Source organism: Burkholderia sp. AU30198, from assembly GCF_020419825.1.
Taxonomy (GTDB): Bacteria; Pseudomonadota; Gammaproteobacteria; order Burkholderiales; family Burkholderiaceae; genus Burkholderia.
This window is the reverse complement of record NZ_JAIZSA010000005.1, coordinates 91,653-107,014: the sequence shown is the minus strand read 5'-3', so window position 1 is coordinate 107,014 and position 15,362 is coordinate 91,653. Positions and strand designations below refer to the sequence as shown.

Below are 15,362 nucleotides of genomic sequence, written 5' to 3'. Positions count from 1 at the left end.
CAGGCCGGACGAGATCCGGCGACATCGCGTGGCGCGGAACCCGAAACGCGCCGCGGCGATACGAGGAGACTGTATGGATGAATCCGCTGTTCTGATCGTCGAGCGCCGCGACGCGGTGGCCGAGATCGTGCTGAACCGGCCCGACCAGCGCAACGCGCTGAACGGCGCCATGTGCGACGCGTTGCGCGCCGCGGCGGTCGCGCTGCGCGGCGACGGCGCCGTGCGTTGTGTGATCGTTCGCGCGAACGGCCCGGTGTTCTGCGCCGGCGCCGACCTGAAGGAGCGCAAGGGCATGGACATCGATGCCGTCCGGGCCCGCCGCCAGAAGGCGTTTGCCGCGTACGACGCGCTCGAGCGCATCGGCAAGCCGTGTATCGCACTCGTCGAGGGCCCGGCCGTCGGGTCCGGCGGCGAGATCGCGATGGCGTGCGACTTCATCGTCGCAACGCCGAACGCGAGCTTTCGCACGCCGGAGGCGCTGTGGGGCACCGTCGGCGCGACGCAGCGCTTGCCGCGCGCAGTCGGCAAGCGGCTCGCGAAGGACATGGCGTACACCGGCCGGACGCTGTCCGCTGCCGAGGCGCACGACGCCGGTCTCGTCACACGCGTCGTCGACGCGGCCGACGCGCTCGCAACGATCCGCGCGCTCGCCGGCGGCATTGCCGCCGCGCCACCGCTCGCGATGCAGCTCACGCGCGACTGCATCGAGCGCGGCGTCGAATCCGATCCGGCCGGCGCGCTCGCGATCGAGATCCTGGCGATCGACACGTTGCTGCAGAATGCGGACTGGAAAAGCACGATTTCGAACTTTGGCACGTCCGCGTCCGGCGGATCGAACGGGGAGCATCGCCATGACTGATTCATTCGTCGAACGATTCGGTCTGCGCGACCCGATCACCCTGCCCGCGATCCTCGCGGCCCGCGCGAGCAGCACACCCGACGCGGAGGCGCTCGTGATCGATGGCGAGCGCATTGACTACCGGACACTCGCCGAACGCGTGACGCGTGCCGCCGCACGGATGATCGCCCTGGGCGTCGAGCCGGGCGAGCACGTCGGCATCATGATGGGCAACTCGATCGACTGGGTCGTGCTGTTCTACGCGGCCGCGTCGATCGGTGCGGTTACCGTGCCGGTCAACACCCGCTTCAAGACCGACGAGCTGAACTACTGCCTGAAGCAAGGCGACGTGCGCGTGCTGTTCTACGTCGACACGTTCCTGAAGATCGACTACACGCAACTGCTGCGCGACGTCGAGCCGGCGTTCGACCGGTCGCTGCCCGGCGACGTGCTGCCGCTGCTGCGGCGCGCGGTGCGGGTCGGCGTGACCGATCGTGCGCTGCCGGCCGGCGTCGAGCGCTTCGAGGCGCTGCCCGACACGCCCGCGCTGCGCGACGCGGTTGCGCGGCGCGCGCAGCGGGTCATGCCTGACGATACGCTGCTGATCCAGTACACGTCCGGTACCACGTCGTTTCCGAAAGGTGTGCTGCTGAGCCATCGCAACATGCTGATGAACGCGGCCGCGTCGGCGCTGCGGATCGGCGTGCTGCCGGACGACCGCTATTTCAGCGTGCGGCCGTTCTTCCATGTCGCAGGCACGACGATGTCGCTGCTCGTCGCACTCGTGACCGGCGCGTGCCTGCTGTCGATACCGTCGTTCGACGTCGCGAAGGTGCTGACGTTGCTCGACGACGAGCGCTGCACGCTGACGTCCGGAAACGACACGATCTTCCTGATGCTGATGAGCGATCCGTCATTCCGCCGCGAGCGGATCCATCTGCGCGGCGGCTGGGCGGCCGCGGGGCCGGAGATCATGCAGCAGATCCACGACGTGATGGGCGTGCCGTACATGGTCGGCGCCTACGGGCAGTCGGAGGCGTCGCCGAACGTCGTGCTGAACGACTGGCGCGATCCGCTCGCGGTGCGCGTCGCCGGCTGGGCGCATCCGCATCCCGGCATCGAGATCCGCACGGTCGCGACCGACACCGGCACGCTCCAGCCGCCGAACGCGCCGGGCGAGATCCAGGTACGTGGCTGGAGCGTGATGAAGGGCTACTACAACAAGCCGAACGAGACCGCGGCGGCATTCACCGACGACGGCTGGCTGCGTACCGGCGATCTCGGCGTGATCGACGACGACGGCCGGCTGCGGATGCTCGGGCGCCTGAAAGACGTGTTCCGCGTCGGCGGCGAGAACGTCGCGCCGGCCGAAGTCGAGGAAACGCTGTTCGGCCATCCGGCCGTGCAGCTTGCGCAGGTGGTCGGCGTACCCGACGCGCGTCTCGGCGAGGTGCCCGCCGCGTTCATCGTGCTGCGGCCCGGCGCGCATGCGTCGAGCGAGGACCTGATCGCCTTCTGCAAGGCGCGCTGCGCGAATTTCAAGGTGCCGCGCTATTTGCGGATCGTGCCGTCGTTCGACGAGATCGGCATGACCGGCAGCTCGAAGGTGCAGAAGAACAAGCTGCGCGACTACGCGATCCGCGAATTCGGACTCGCCTGACCGCCGGCGCCGCCCGCTCCCGATCGGTGCGGGCGGCCCGCCGGATCGCCCCTCATTTCCCGGACCCCCCTCACATGAAGCCCACCCGCCTCACGCGTTTGCTCGACCTCCGCTATCCGATCATTCAGGCCGGCATGAGTTGGGCGTCCTCGAACGCGGCGCTGCCCATCGCCGTCACGCAGGCCGGCGCACTCGGCGTGATCGCCGCCGGCCCGATGTACCTCGATGCGTTCCGCGACACGGTGCGCGCCGTGCGCGACGCAGTCGGCGGCAAGCCGTTCGCGGTGAACCTGCCGCTTTACCGCCCCGACGCCGAGCGTTTCCTCGACGTGATCGAGACCGAACGGGTGCCGATCCTGATCGCGTCGCAGGGTGGTCCGCGTGCGCATCTCGCCCGCTTTCACGCGCTCGGCACGCGCTGGATCCACGTCGTGTCGACGCTCGAACACGCGCGCAAGGCCACCGATGCGGGCGTCGATGCTCTGGTCGTGGTCGGCGCGGAAGCGGGTGGTCATCCACCGGTGAACGGCGTCAGCACGCTGGTCGCCGTGCGGCGTGTGGCCCAGGTGCTGCCGGACATGCCGATCGTCGCCGGCGGCGGCATCGCCGACGGCTTCGGCGTTGCCGCGATGCTCGCGCTCGGCGCCGACGCGGTCCAGCTCGGCACGCGTTTCATCGCGACGCGGGAAGCGGGCGTGCACGACAACTACAAGCGCGCGGTGCTGGAGACGGAAATCGACGGCACCGCGCTCGTTGGCATTCGCAAGCTGCCCGTCCGGATGACGCGCAACGCGTTCGCACAGGACGTACTGCGCGCCGATGCGGAGCGGCTGGACGACGACCGCTACGCCGCGCTGTTTGCCGCCAGTTCGCTGAAACAGGCCGCGCTCAACGGCGACACCGAACGCGGCAAGGTCGAACTCGGGCAGTCGGCCGGGCTGGTGACCGACCTGCCCGGCGCGGGCGACGTGGTGGCCCGGCTCGTGGACGAGTATCGGGCGGCTGTCGATCGCCTGTCGTGAATCGATGCGCATACCGCGGCGCGAACGCGTCGGTCTCTTCCGCCTAATGCGCGATGCGTCAGTGCGGCCCGCTGTGCTTGAGTCCCGCCGCATCGAGCTGCCTGAGCTTCGCGTACAGCGTGGTGCGCGAAATACCGAGCTGCCGCGCGGCGGCCGACACATTGCCGTCGTGTTCGTCGAGCGCCCGGCGGATTGCATCGAGCGACTGCTCGTGCAGGCTGGCCAGCGGACTGGCAGCCGACGCCGTGCCGCAGACGTCGGCTGCGTACTCGAGCGTATCGGATTGGCGCGGCATCGACACCCGATCGAGCGGTGCGCGCACGGTACGCACCCAAACGTGACTGCCGTCGTCGCGCGCGATCCGCTGCGGCGTGCGCGACGGTGTCAGCAAACGACGCTGTTGCGCAGGCGTCGCGCCGGGGAACAACTGCCGAACCTCGCACGCGCCGATCGGCCCGGCCGGTGCAAGATCGAGCATCTGGCGCGCCAGGCGGCTCACCGCGCGAACGCGGCCTGTTTCGTCGAGTGCGACGACGCCGGCGAGCGGCGTGCCGAGCCAGCGCGGATCGTATTGCACCTGCAGCAGATGGCAGTCGCGCAGCATTGCATACAGCCGCTGCTCGGCGGACAGCGCCGCATGGCGGAACTGCTCATGCAGTTGCACGACATTGCGCCGCCCGATACCGGTGATGTCGAGCGCGCCGATCACCTCGCCGTCGAAGCCGACCAGCGGCACCGCGAGACAGAAGACCCGCGAGAGTTCGTCAAGATAGTGCTGGGCGCCCGCGACGACGGCCTCCGCACCGTCGTGAATCACGCAGCTCGGCGCGGTCGTGCCGATGTTCGGCTCGACGATCCGGCGCCCGGCAACGATCGGCGTCAGCAGCGCTTCGTCGCAATGCGGGCTGCGTCGCACATGGACGACCGTGCCGTGCGGATCGACGCAGAAGATCGTCCAGTCGCTGCCGCCGAACGCGGCCCACAGCGATTCGATTTCCTGCGCGACGCAGCGGTACAGCCGCCGGCCCGCGCGCGAGTCGTCGAGCTCGCCGAGCATTTCGTAGTGGGCGGTTTGCCACGGCCGGAGCCCGGCGTCACGGGAACGCAGCCACGAGCGCGCGACGCTGGCCGGCAACGCGGTCTCCGGCAGCGGCTCACCCGCCGCGAAGCGGGCGCGGAGCCGGTCGAGGTCGACGGGCCGTGAAAGGGATTCAGAGGCCATCTTCACGCTGCGTTCCATATGGGGTCGAATGTCCGGGCCGGGCGTACCGGCCCGGCGTGTCGCGCGAATTCGCAATATAGCCCAGTGTCCGAAACGGCGTGTTTTCCACGGGGGCGCCGCCGCGCGCGGTCGACTCGGGGTCGCCCACGGCGGCGCCCCGCGCTCACTGCGGCAAACGCAGGATCGGCTTGAGTGTCAGGCCGTTGCTGCTGTCCTCCGCTGCCTGGTTGATCTGTTCGAGCGGATAGAACTTCACCAGGCGGTCAAAGGGAAACCGCCCTTGCAGATGGAGCTGCACGAGCTGCGGAATGAACGTCTGCGGCACGCTATCGCCTTCGACGATACCGCGGATCGTGTGGCCGCCGAGCAGCAGGCTGTTCACGTCGAATTCGGCTTTCGTGCCGAGCTTCGGCGCCCCCACCACGCCCATCGTGCCGCGCGAGCCGAGCGCGTCGATCCCTTGCGACAGCACGGCCGGCAACCCGGTCGATTCGAGCGCGAAGTCGACGCCGCCGCCGGTGATCTCGCGAATCGCGTCGACGACGTTGACGTCCTTGCTGTTGAGCGCGTGCGTCGCGCCGAGCTCCAGGGCCAGCGCGAGCCGCGACGGTACGATGTCGACGGCGATGATGGTGCTGGCGCCCGCAACGCGTGCGGCCATCACGGCGCTCATGCCGACCGCGCCTGCGCCGAAACTCGCGAAGCTGCTGCCCGGACGCACCGCGAGCGAATGAATCACCGCGCCGGCGCCGGTCTGGATTCCGCAGCCGAGCGGCCCGAGCAGTTCGAGCGGCGCTTCCGTCGGCACCTTGATGGCATTGTTCTCGCGTGCGAGCGCATAGCTCGCGAACGACGACTGCGCGAAGAAATGATCGTGCAGTGGCTGTCCGGCTGCGTCGCGGATCGCGGTCTGCCCGTCGGCGTCGGCGCCGCCGAAATTCAGCGGAAAGAACTGTCGGCAGTACGCACCGTGACCGCCGACGCACGACGTGCAGTGGCCGCACGCGCCATAGGTGAGCACGACGTGATCGCCCGCGGCGAGCGTCTTCACGTTCGGGCCGATCGCCTCGACCACGCCGGCGCCCTCGTGACCGAGCACGGCCGGCAGCGGCACCGGGTAGTACTGGTCGCGCACGATCAGGTCGGTGTGGCACAAGCCCGTCGCGACGACGCGCACCAGCACCTCGTCGCCGCGCGGCGCACGGATCCGGGCGGATTCGATCGAGAAGCGCGCGCCGGCGGCGCGCGCCACGGCTGCGGTCATCACGCGTGTATCGTTTTCGGTGTACATGGTCGGTCTCCTTGTCAAAGCGGGTACAGCGGCGCGTCACCCTTGATCGTCAGCCACTGCCACTGCGTGAATTCTTCCCAGTTCGCGCTGCCGCCGATGCTCGAGCCGTTGCCCGATGCGCCGACGCCGCCGAACGGATTGATCACTTCATCGTTGACCGTCTGGTCGTTGATGTGCAACAGCCCGGTATTCAACCGCTCGCCGATCCTGAGCGCGCGACCGACGTCGGCGGACAGGATCGCCATCGACAGCCCGTATTCGCTCTGGTTCGCGAGCGCGATGGCATCCTCGTCGGTATCGAACGGCACGACGACCGCGACCGGCCCGAAAATCTCGTTGTCGAACGCCGGATTGCCCGGCGCGACGCCGCTCAGCACGGTCGGCTCGAAGAACAGGTCGCGATGGCCGCCGCCCGTCTCGACGCGTGCGCCGGCGCGGCGGGCCGCGTCGACCAGGCTCGCCGCATGGTCGCGTTGCGCGGCATTGATCAGCGGGCCGAGGCCGACGTCCGCGGTCGCCGGGTCTCCCACCCGCAGACTTTGCGCCTTCTCGACGAGCTTCGCGACGAAGCGGTCGTGAATCTCGCGCTGCACGAGCACGCGGCCGGTTGCCATGCAGATCTGGCCCTGGTGCAAGTACGCGCCCCATGCCGTGTTGGCGACCGCGCGCTCGAGATCGGCGTCGTCGAGCACGATCAGTGAGTTCTTGCCGCCGAGTTCGAGTGACACTTTCTTCAAGTGGCGGCCCGCCGCTTCGCCGACCTTGCGCCCGGCCGCGGTGGAGCCGGTGAACTGGATCATCGCGACGTGCGGATCGGCGACCAGCGCCGCACCGGCCGCGCCGTCGCCGGGCAGCACGTGCAGCACGCCTTCCGGCAAGCCGGCCAGCTCGAACACGCGGGCGATCGCGACGCCGCCGCTCACGGCAGTGCGCGGGTCGGGTTTCAGCACGACCGCATTGCCGAGCGCGAGCGCCGGCGCGACCGCGCGCATCGCGAGGTACAGCGGGAAGTTGAATGGCGAGATCACGCCGACCACGCCTCGCGGGCGGCGGCGCGCGAGCGACAGCCGGCCAGCCGCCGACGGCAGCACCTCTCCGGCCGCGCGAGAGGGCAACCCGGCCGCCTCGTGCAGTGCCTTGATCGTGATGGACGTCTCGAACGCCGCTTTCGGGCGCGTCGAGCCGCTCTCGCGCACGAGCCAGTCGACGATCGCATCGAAGTGCGTTTCCGCGACGGTTGCCGCGCGGCGCAGAACCGCCGCGCGCTCGTCGTACGGCAGGCCGATCCACGCGCGCTGCGCGCGATGCGCGGCCACCGCCGCGTCGGCCACGGCCGCACCGTCCGCGACGCCGATGCGGCCGAGCGTGTTGCCGGTCGCGGGTTCGATCACGTCGGCCACGTGCGGGCTCGCGTGCCAGCGTCCGTTGAAGGTCTTGCCGTGCCAGACGGCGGCGTCGAACAGTGCCGTGTTGTTGCTGCTATCCATGTACGCTCCTGATGAAATCGCGACCCGCCGAATCGAGATCGGGATCACCCCGACCGGCATCCGCGCGACGGTAGGCGACCGGGAGGACACGGCGCTATCCGGGTTTGTTCCCACCCGCCGCACCCGCGCCGGTCGGTGGGGGAAGGCATCGACGTGTGCGGAAACTGAACACTTCGATACGCCGCGCGAAGGGCGTGTCGATTCCGCACCCACGGCCCATGCCAAAGTGGCTCTGGCGGCAGTCGAGGGCAACCGGACGCCGGTCGAACCGACGCACCGATCGATGTGCATCCCAACCGGATCACCGCATAGGAAAGGTCGTTGCAGGCGTGCGCTGTCGACGTGTCCGGCACCGCGGGCCCAACGTCGAACGAGCCATCGGCGAACGTGAAGACCCGGGGCGCCAGGTTCGGTCGGCAACCGGCTTGCCGAGAACGCACCGCGTCGTGCAAGCAATGCGCGATAATCGGGATCGTTTCGCAACACAGGCCCGTGCGAAGGCGAGCGCATATCACCGAGGTCGCCGCTCTCGTTGCGCCAGGTTGAAGCACCCGTCGTAGCGCAAACCGTGCCCGAGACAGAAGCAGACGTCGAGCATATGTTCGCGACCGGGCCAGCTCCATTTCACAGGGGGTAAATTGACAAGCGACCAATCCGTGCTCGACAGCGCATACCAGGCCTACCTGCGGGACAAATCCGCGAGCACCGGACTTGCGCTGTGTCGCGCGCTCAGACGCTCGGGTTACGCCGAAGAAGCGATCCGGGTGGTGCAAGAAATCGCAGACCGGGTTGAAGATCCGTTTCTGCGCGCGCAGATCGGTATCGACATGAACCATCTCGGCCTGTTTGCGCAGGCCGAAACGCTGTTGAAGCAATCGCTCACGGAACTTCACCACGAACCCGACCTCCGGGTGTTGAGCGCCGAACTCGTGATCGCACACTACGCTCAAGGTCATTTCCGCGAAGCTCGCGCGCTCGATCGGAGATCGCGCGATGCATGGGGGCGAGCCGGTGTGGTTTCGAATATTTATCCCGCGCACACGAGCGAGTACGGGCGAATTATCGACAAGCTGCTTCGATTCGACGAGTCGGTCGCCGGACGGCGCGTGCTCATCCTTCAGGAAGGCGGTCTTGGCGATGTGATCATGTTTTCCCGGTATCTGCACTTGTTGCGGGACGAAGGTGCGTCGACCATCGTGTTGCAGGTGCCACGCATCTTGGCACCGGTATTCGCCGCCTATGACTGGATCACGATTGTCGAGAACGCCAGCGAAGCCATTGATCAAAGCGACGGCATCCTCTGCACCTTCGACCTCTTTGCCCGGTATCAAACGACGCCCTACTTCCCCAGCTGGACGAATCCATACGTACAGGCGCCTGCCGGACGAGAACTGCCGCCACGTATCGCCGACACGTTCAACAATCGACGCGATGGCGTTCGCGAGATCGGTCTGATCTGGCGCAGCAATACTTCGGTGCGCCACGAACCGTATCGATCCATCTCACTGGCGCAACTCGAGCCATTGTTCGGTGCGCCGGCGACCCGTTTCCACGCGCTACAGTTCGGCACGATCACCGATGAAGAGCATGCGCTGCTGGATAAACACGGTATTGGCGTCATGGGCAATGCGTTGAACGATCTCGGTGATACGGCCGTCATCCTCGATGCGCTGGATTTACTGATTACGGTGGATACCGGGCCGGCTCACCTCGCAGGCGCACTTGGGCGCCCAGTGTGGCTGTTGCTGTCGGCCGCATGCGATGAGCGCTGGTCCAACAGCCATCGCGATACGCCGTGGTACCGATCCATGCAGTTGTATCGGCAGGCAACGTTGGGCGACTGGAGCAGACCGGTATTGGAGATCGCGGATGCGTTGTCCGGCAACGACTCAGCGTGGTAGCCGATACCACGTGTTGGCGCCGCGGCACGCGCACCTGTCGGTACGCGTACCCACGGCGTCGTGATTGAACCGGAATGCCGGGCACCGCACGCCTCACTCGTCAAAGCGATGATCGCCGCGCCCGGCGCGCGTCGATGCCCGCTGCGACGACGATGTGTCGCCCGTCACTCCACGTGGCGCAAGCTCCCGCGCGCCGCTTCCAGTGCGTCACGCACCGCCTCGGTAACGCTGCGCCAGTTACCGGGTGCCGCCTGACGAAAGGTCCGGATCTGCGGATACCACGGCCCCGTATCGCCGTGCGTGCCCCAGCGCCACTCCGGCGCACCGAGCATGACCCACGCGGGCAGCCCCAGCGAGCCGGCCAGGTGCACGGGCGCCGAGCAGATCGAGAGAGTCAGGTCCAGGGATGCGGCAAATACCGCCGTATCGTAAAGATCGTTCCATTCAGCGGATCGATTCAGAAGGGACAGTCCGCTACGTGCCGCGAAATCCGGCTCGAGCGGATGCTTCTGAAGCACGAACCAGTCGACGTCTTCAATCTCGGCCAACGGCTGAAGATCTTCAGGTGCGAGACTGCGAGCGCGCCCCGCGAAATAATTGGGTGACGTGTCCCAGCACAAGCCGATTCGCAGCCGGTCGGATGCGCGACGGCGGTCGGCCAGTGCCTTCGCGAAGTCCGGGGCCTTCAGCTTGATATAGCCGTCCCGGTAGGTAGGTACCACCCCTTCGCTCGCCCCCAGTCTCGCGGGCAGCAAGTTTTCGAAGATCCAGTAATCGTAGTTGCTCCAGGTCTCGACAGGCCAGGCGCTCAACAATTCGTCGACGCCTTCGAGTTCGCGCAGAAGCCGCATCAACTCCGGTTTGACGCAGAGCGTGACATGGGCGCCCGCCGCCTTCAGGTCTCGGGCATAACGTGCGTACATCAGGCAATCGCCAAGGCCGAGATGGCTGATCACCAGAATGCGCTTGCCTTCGAGAGACTGCCCGCGCCACAAGCGGTCGTGATGGGCGGTCAGGACACCGGGGCCGCTGCCGAGCGATGCAAGATCCGCCAGCATTTCATATCGGCGCCAGCCGGCCTTCGTGTCACCCAGCAGCAAAAGCAGATTCGCGAGGGGAAACAGGACGTCGCCTCGATAGGGATCGTGTTCGGCGGCCCGGTACAGATAGCCCAGGCTTTCTTCGAAGCGCCCCAGCAAGTAGAGCGAGATGCCGCCCTGCACGAGCGCGCCCATCTCCGTCGGGTACTGCTCCAGGATCGCGCGCGCGATGCGTACGGCCCCTTCATGATCTTCGAGGAATCGATGGCGTGCCCGCAACGCGATGGTCAGGTCGCCGAATTCAGCCGCCTTCAAGCCATGCCGGCGTGTCGTATCGAAGTCGAGCATCTGAAAACTCGCGTCGGCCAGCATCAGATGCAACTCGGCATTGGACGGAAATGCGGCCAGGCCGTCTTTTAGACTGGCGATGGCGGCGGCGCGATCGTTCAGATGATTGAAGCAGATCAGCGCCCTTTCGCGCCACGGCATGGTCGACTCGGGAGTCGCGGCGATGGCGCGATCGCAAGCCTCGAGTGCCTTTCCTGTCTGCCCCTGACGCAAGCGTGCGTCCAGATAGGCTTTCAGAGCGATGTCGTGACGTGGATACTTTTCAAACAGGACCTGGAAAAGCTCAGCCGCCCGATCGAACTGTCCGGCAGCCTCCGCGTCGCGCACCTGTGCAGCGACGCCATTGAAGTCCTCATCAAACGACATCCCGTTCCCCGATAGTTAGTTATGCAATTCGACAGCATCGACCTGCCCATCATGCTTCTGCGCGCTACGCCACTTGGATGGGCGCAACGCACGATTGCCGATCGGCCACGCCAATTCAGTGTGGCGGCGACTCGATCTCATGGGCCGAACAGGCCCGCATACCGGCGTTCTCCGCAGTGTTCGAATTTCGTCTGGCGGCGCGAGCGCCAGGTTTGACTTTGTTGCGCATTATCCAGCAGTTCCTTTTTCCCCGATATTCGTCGCGCCGGCGCATTTAGCGTGGTCAATCCGCGTTCGCCAGGTCGATGCTGTCCGGCGGCAAACCGCTCGCATATCGCTGCACGACGATGCGGTAAGCGTGCTCCAGATGACGCACGAAGCGACGCGTGTCGAAGAGCGGTGACCGATCCCGTGCGTCACGGAGCTTTTGCCTGATTGCGCCGAGCTTGCCTGGCGAGCGTGCAAGATCCACTGCGATGGCTTCATACATGTCGAGATCCGGCGCGATCAACTCCGGCAACCCGAGCGCCGCCAGCAGACTCGCGCCATACCGGCTGGCAAACGTGTCGCCCGGAACCGTCAGTACCGGCAACCCGCACCAAAGCGCGCAGCTTGCCGTGGCTCCGGCGTTGAACGGAACGGTATCGAGGAAGAGATCGGCGCAGGCTTGACGTGCGAAGTGGTCGGCCAACGGCACGCGTGGTGCAAAGACGATCCGTTCGGGATCGAGCCCGCGCGCGGCCGCTTCGCGCCGCAAGTTGCCCTGTGCAACTTCACTGTCTCGACAGTGGAGCCAGAGCACACTGCCGTCGACCGCCTTGAGGATGCTGACCCAGCGTTCGAACATGAACGGCAGCAGCTTCACGGGATCGTTGAAGCAGCTGAATACGAATCCGTGCGCCGGCAGCCCATAGGCCGAACGATCCAGTCGCCTGCCAGGCTGCTCGCGATGACGATCGTTGGGCTGAAACGAACCCGGCAGGTAAATGACCTGCTCTGAATAAAAGTGCCGGTGCGTGCGCGGAATCACGACCTCGTCGGCGACGATGTAATCGATATAGTCGGCACCCGTGCTGGCCGGATAGCCCAGGTAGGCGATCTGCACCGGCGCGATGCGCGTCGCGAACACCGTCGGCCGCGCGCCCATGGTGTGTCCGTTCAGGTCGATGGCGATATCCAGCGTCTCGTTCAGTGCGATGGCAACGATCTCGTCCGATGTCATGCCGTCGACATCGTGAAAGCGATCGAAGGCCGTTCGCGCTCGCCGCTGTGCCGGGTCGTGCGGGTCGTCGAAGAACGAAAATGCATGGATCTCGAACTGCTCCCGATCGTGCAGCTCGAACACTTCAGCCATCAATTCCATCATCGGATGCGTGCGGAAGTCCGATGAAAAATAGCCGATACGGATCTTTCTGCGCGGCATGCCTGCGGACCGAAAGACCGAATGCGTCGCGGGCCTGGGGATGCGTTGGGCAACATAGATCCGGGCCGCATCCAGTTGCTGCTGCGGGTCGGCACATACGGCCAGGTAGCGAAACGGCTCGATGGTCGGGCGGCCCTCGGCCACCCGGGAGGCGATGCCCCGCTGTAGCCCGTCAAGCCCGTCCCAGTCGAACGTGCGCAGCTGCGCGGTCAACAACGCGCCCAGCACCCACGGCTCGTCGGGATTGATCGCAACCGCGCGTTTGTAACGCTGGGCCGCCTCGTCGTAACGCGCCAAGCGGTCGAGCATGACCGCGCTGTTGTTGAGCGCCCTCGCATCGTTCGGGTTCTGCGCCAGGATGCGTTCGCTCGTCTCCAGCGCCGCTTCATTGCACATGAGCCCGGCCAGCGCGGCGGTACGGTTGTGCAGCAGTTCGATTCGGCCGGGATGGAATGCCAGCCCTCGGTCGCAGCATTCGAGACACGCCTGAAATTGTTGCTTCAGCAACAACGCATAAGCGCGCGTGCAGAGCGCACTCAACTGGGAAGGATCGAGTTGCAACGCGTGATCGGTCTGCTCAAGCGCTTCGTCGACGCGGCCAAGACCGTTGAGCGACTGCGCCCGATAGCCCAGCAGGTACGCTCGAACGGACGGATCCGCCGCGGTTGAGAGCGCTGCATCGTAAAAGGCGAGCGCCTCCGCCAAACGGCGCTGCTGACACAGCTGCAGGCCCTGCGAAAACTGCCGATCCAGTGCTTCCTGAGGTGCTGCCGATACGCGCGACGCATTCCGTTCGTCACGCAGGTGCTCGAGGGCCCCCGCTACACGCTCGACGACATCGTTCCACTGCCCCGGTTCCGATTGACGGAACAGTCGCGCACGCGGATACCACGGCGAATCGTCGCGATCCGCGAACCAGCGCCAGCAGCCGTCGAAGCGCGACAGGATCCAGACCGGCTTGCCCAATGCGCCCGCCACATGCGCAACCGACGTATCGACGGTAATCACGAGATCCAGATGGGCGATGATCGCCGCCGTGTCCGCGAAGTCGCGCACGTGCGCCATCGGATCGACAGGACGCAGCGACGACGGAATCGTGTCGATCTGCCGATGGGCCGTTTCGCCCTTCTGCAAGCTCACGAAACTCACGCCCGGAATCGTCAGCAGCGGCAGATACGCGCTTGCCGGAAGCGAGCGCCGGCGATCCGTCGCGTGTGCCTGCGGCTGATCGGGGCGCGGATCGCCAGCCCAGACCAACCCGACCTTCAGGCCGGCAGCCGGCACGCTGCCCCGCCAGTGCTCGACGAGCGGTGCCGGCACGTGCAGATAGGGCACCGCCGCGGGTATCGTGTCGAGCGTCGTGCCGCAGCGCAACGGAAGACTCATGATCGGGACGGCGTAATCGTGTGCCGGGAGCGCCGCCGCTTCGTCAATCCCGACGCAACGATCCACGCCATCGACCGTTGCGATCAGGCGCGTCAACGCAGCCGGACACACCACCGTCAGCATCGACACGCCGCGCTGCTTGAGCAGCGGCAGATAGCGCGCGAATTGCACGACATCGCCGAACCCCTGCTCGGGCCAGACGACCAGCGATTTGCCGTCGAGCGGTTCGCCCTGCCAGCACGGCGCCGGCAGGCTTGCCAGGACGCGATACGACGAAGCGTCGCCCCAGTGCGAGGAAGGCTGGAAGCGCGCTTCGTAGTGCCGCCATCCTGCTTCGTACTGCCCCATCGCCAGCAGCACCAGGCTCAGGTTGAACGTGGTCGGCACGCGGTCGTGATCGAGCGTCAACGCGTGTCTCAACGCAGCGGCGGCCTCGTCCAGCCGGCCGACCTCATGCAGCAGCCGGCCGAGGTTGTTCCATACCTCCGCGAACGACGGATCGTATGCGAGCACGTCGCGGTAACACGCTTCGGCTTCGCCGTATCGCTGCTGGGCGAACAGCACGTTGCCGAGGTTGCCGCGCGCCTCGCGCGCGTCGGGTTGCAGCGAAACCGCACGCCGGAAACACGTCTCGGCCTCCGGCAACCGTCCGAGCGTGTGAAGCAGCGCGCCGAACCGGTTGAGCGTCGCGAGGGCGTTCGGCTCATGCACGAGCGATTCCCGATAATGCCTCTCTGCTTCGTCGGCTCGCCCGAGCACTTGAAGCAGCATCGCCAGATCGGCATGAACCACGGCGTCGCCCGGGCGGGCAATCACCGCATCGCGCAACATACGTTCGGCTTCAGCGTGACGGTCCGTGACCTGCAGCAGCAGGCCGAGCCTGCGCAGCACCGGACCATGGCCGGGATGCAACGCCAATACGCGGCGGTAGCAGGCCTCCGCTTCATCGAAGCGCTGTCCATCATGAAGCAGCAGGCCGAGATTGACGCACGCGTCCACGTTGTCGGGGTGAATCTCGATGGCTCGCCGGTAGCAATGCTCGGCCTCGCCGGCATGCCCATCGTCCTCGAGCAGAATACCGAGATTGTTCAGTGCCTCGGTGTGATCGGGGTAAAGCGCAATCGCCGCCCGGTAATGCCGCGCCGCATCCGCCGCCTGCCCGGCGTGATGCGCGGCGACACCTGCTGAAAATTCCGCGTTTGCCGCGCCGACGCGTGGCGCATCGCTGCCCGTAACGTTGTGTTCGCTCATGTTCGACTGGATGGGTGACGCTTCGCCATGGCCATCGGTTCAATCCGCCCGGTGCCCCGCTCCGGAACAAGCCCGGCAGATGCTTCGGAAACCGATCAGGGTCATATTTCGTGCCGGAACGGCAATG

The 15,362-nt window shown here is 66.5% G+C and carries 9 protein-coding genes; 4 read left to right on the top strand and 5 right to left on the bottom strand.

Going from position 1 to position 15,362, the window contains the following annotated elements:
* Positions 1-73: 73 nt before the first annotated feature.
* The 3 genes from LGN19_RS13590 (at position 74) to LGN19_RS13580 (ending at position 3,520) form a co-directional block, all read left to right on the top strand.
* A complete protein-coding gene (locus tag LGN19_RS13590) occupies positions 74-859 on the top strand; it encodes an enoyl-CoA hydratase/isomerase family protein (RefSeq protein WP_226215210.1) in 786 nt (261 codons plus the stop codon).
* Complete coding sequence (locus LGN19_RS13585; protein ID WP_226215208.1) at positions 852-2,498, top strand: AMP-binding protein; 1,647 nt, start codon at positions 852-854, stop codon at positions 2,496-2,498. The genes LGN19_RS13590 and LGN19_RS13585 overlap by 8 nt, the downstream gene beginning before the upstream one ends.
* Positions 2,499-2,572: 74 nt before the next feature.
* Entirely contained in the window at positions 2,573-3,520 is a 948-nt protein-coding gene (locus tag LGN19_RS13580) for an NAD(P)H-dependent flavin oxidoreductase (RefSeq protein ID WP_226215207.1), read from the top strand.
* A gap of 58 nt (positions 3,521-3,578) precedes the next feature.
* Here the strand turns inward: LGN19_RS13580 and LGN19_RS13575 are convergent, their stop codons facing one another.
* The 3 genes from LGN19_RS13575 to LGN19_RS13565 all read right to left on the bottom strand — a co-directional run bounded on the left by LGN19_RS13575 (position 3,579) and on the right by LGN19_RS13565 (position 7,520).
* Positions 3,579-4,742, bottom strand: a complete 1,164-nt coding sequence (locus tag LGN19_RS13575; RefSeq protein ID WP_226215575.1) for a helix-turn-helix domain-containing protein — start codon at positions 4,740-4,742, stop codon at positions 3,579-3,581.
* 163 nt (positions 4,743-4,905) lie between these two features.
* Positions 4,906-6,033 carry an NAD(P)-dependent alcohol dehydrogenase gene (locus tag LGN19_RS13570; RefSeq protein WP_175220503.1) on the bottom strand — a complete coding sequence of 376 codons (1,128 nt, stop codon included), beginning with the start codon at positions 6,031-6,033 and terminating at the stop codon, positions 4,906-4,908.
* Positions 6,034-6,047: 14 nt separating this feature from the next.
* Complete coding sequence (locus LGN19_RS13565; RefSeq protein WP_226215206.1) at positions 6,048-7,520, bottom strand: benzaldehyde dehydrogenase; 1,473 nt, start codon at positions 7,518-7,520, stop codon at positions 6,048-6,050.
* A gap of 656 nt (positions 7,521-8,176) precedes the next feature.
* On the opposite strand from LGN19_RS13565, the gene LGN19_RS39790 reads away from it, so the two are divergent.
* On the top strand, positions 8,177-9,421 hold the full coding sequence (locus tag LGN19_RS39790) for a glycosyltransferase family 9 protein (protein WP_226215205.1): 1,245 nt from the start codon (positions 8,177-8,179) through the stop codon (positions 9,419-9,421).
* Between the two features lie 164 nt (positions 9,422-9,585).
* Here the strand turns inward: LGN19_RS39790 and LGN19_RS13555 are convergent, their stop codons facing one another.
* A complete protein-coding gene (locus LGN19_RS13555; RefSeq protein ID WP_226215204.1) occupies positions 9,586-11,175 on the bottom strand; it encodes a tetratricopeptide repeat protein in 1,590 nt (529 codons plus the stop codon).
* 283 nt (positions 11,176-11,458) lie between these two features.
* A complete protein-coding gene (locus tag LGN19_RS13550) occupies positions 11,459-15,235 on the bottom strand; it encodes a tetratricopeptide repeat protein (protein ID WP_226215203.1) in 3,777 nt (1,258 codons plus the stop codon).
* Positions 15,236-15,362: the final 127 nt, after the last annotated feature.

Coding starts and splice junctions, on each gene's coding strand:
- LGN19_RS13585 (WP_226215208.1), top strand. CDS start 852: ATGACTGATTCATTCGTCGAACGATTCGGTCTGCGCGACCCGATCACC.
- LGN19_RS13580 (WP_226215207.1), top strand. CDS start 2,573: ATGAAGCCCACCCGCCTCACGCGTTTGCTCGACCTCCGCTATCCGATC.
- LGN19_RS13590 (WP_226215210.1), top strand. CDS start 74: ATGGATGAATCCGCTGTTCTGATCGTCGAGCGCCGCGACGCGGTGGCC.
- LGN19_RS13550 (WP_226215203.1), bottom strand. CDS start 15,235: ATGAGCGAACACAACGTTACGGGCAGCGATGCGCCACGCGTCGGCGCG.
- LGN19_RS13575 (WP_226215575.1), bottom strand. CDS start 4,742: ATGGCCTCTGAATCCCTTTCACGGCCCGTCGACCTCGACCGGCTCCGC.
- LGN19_RS13565 (WP_226215206.1), bottom strand. CDS start 7,520: ATGGATAGCAGCAACAACACGGCACTGTTCGACGCCGCCGTCTGGCAC.
- LGN19_RS13570 (WP_175220503.1), bottom strand. CDS start 6,033: ATGTACACCGAAAACGATACACGCGTGATGACCGCAGCCGTGGCGCGC.
- LGN19_RS13555 (WP_226215204.1), bottom strand. CDS start 11,175: ATGTCGTTTGATGAGGACTTCAATGGCGTCGCTGCACAGGTGCGCGAC.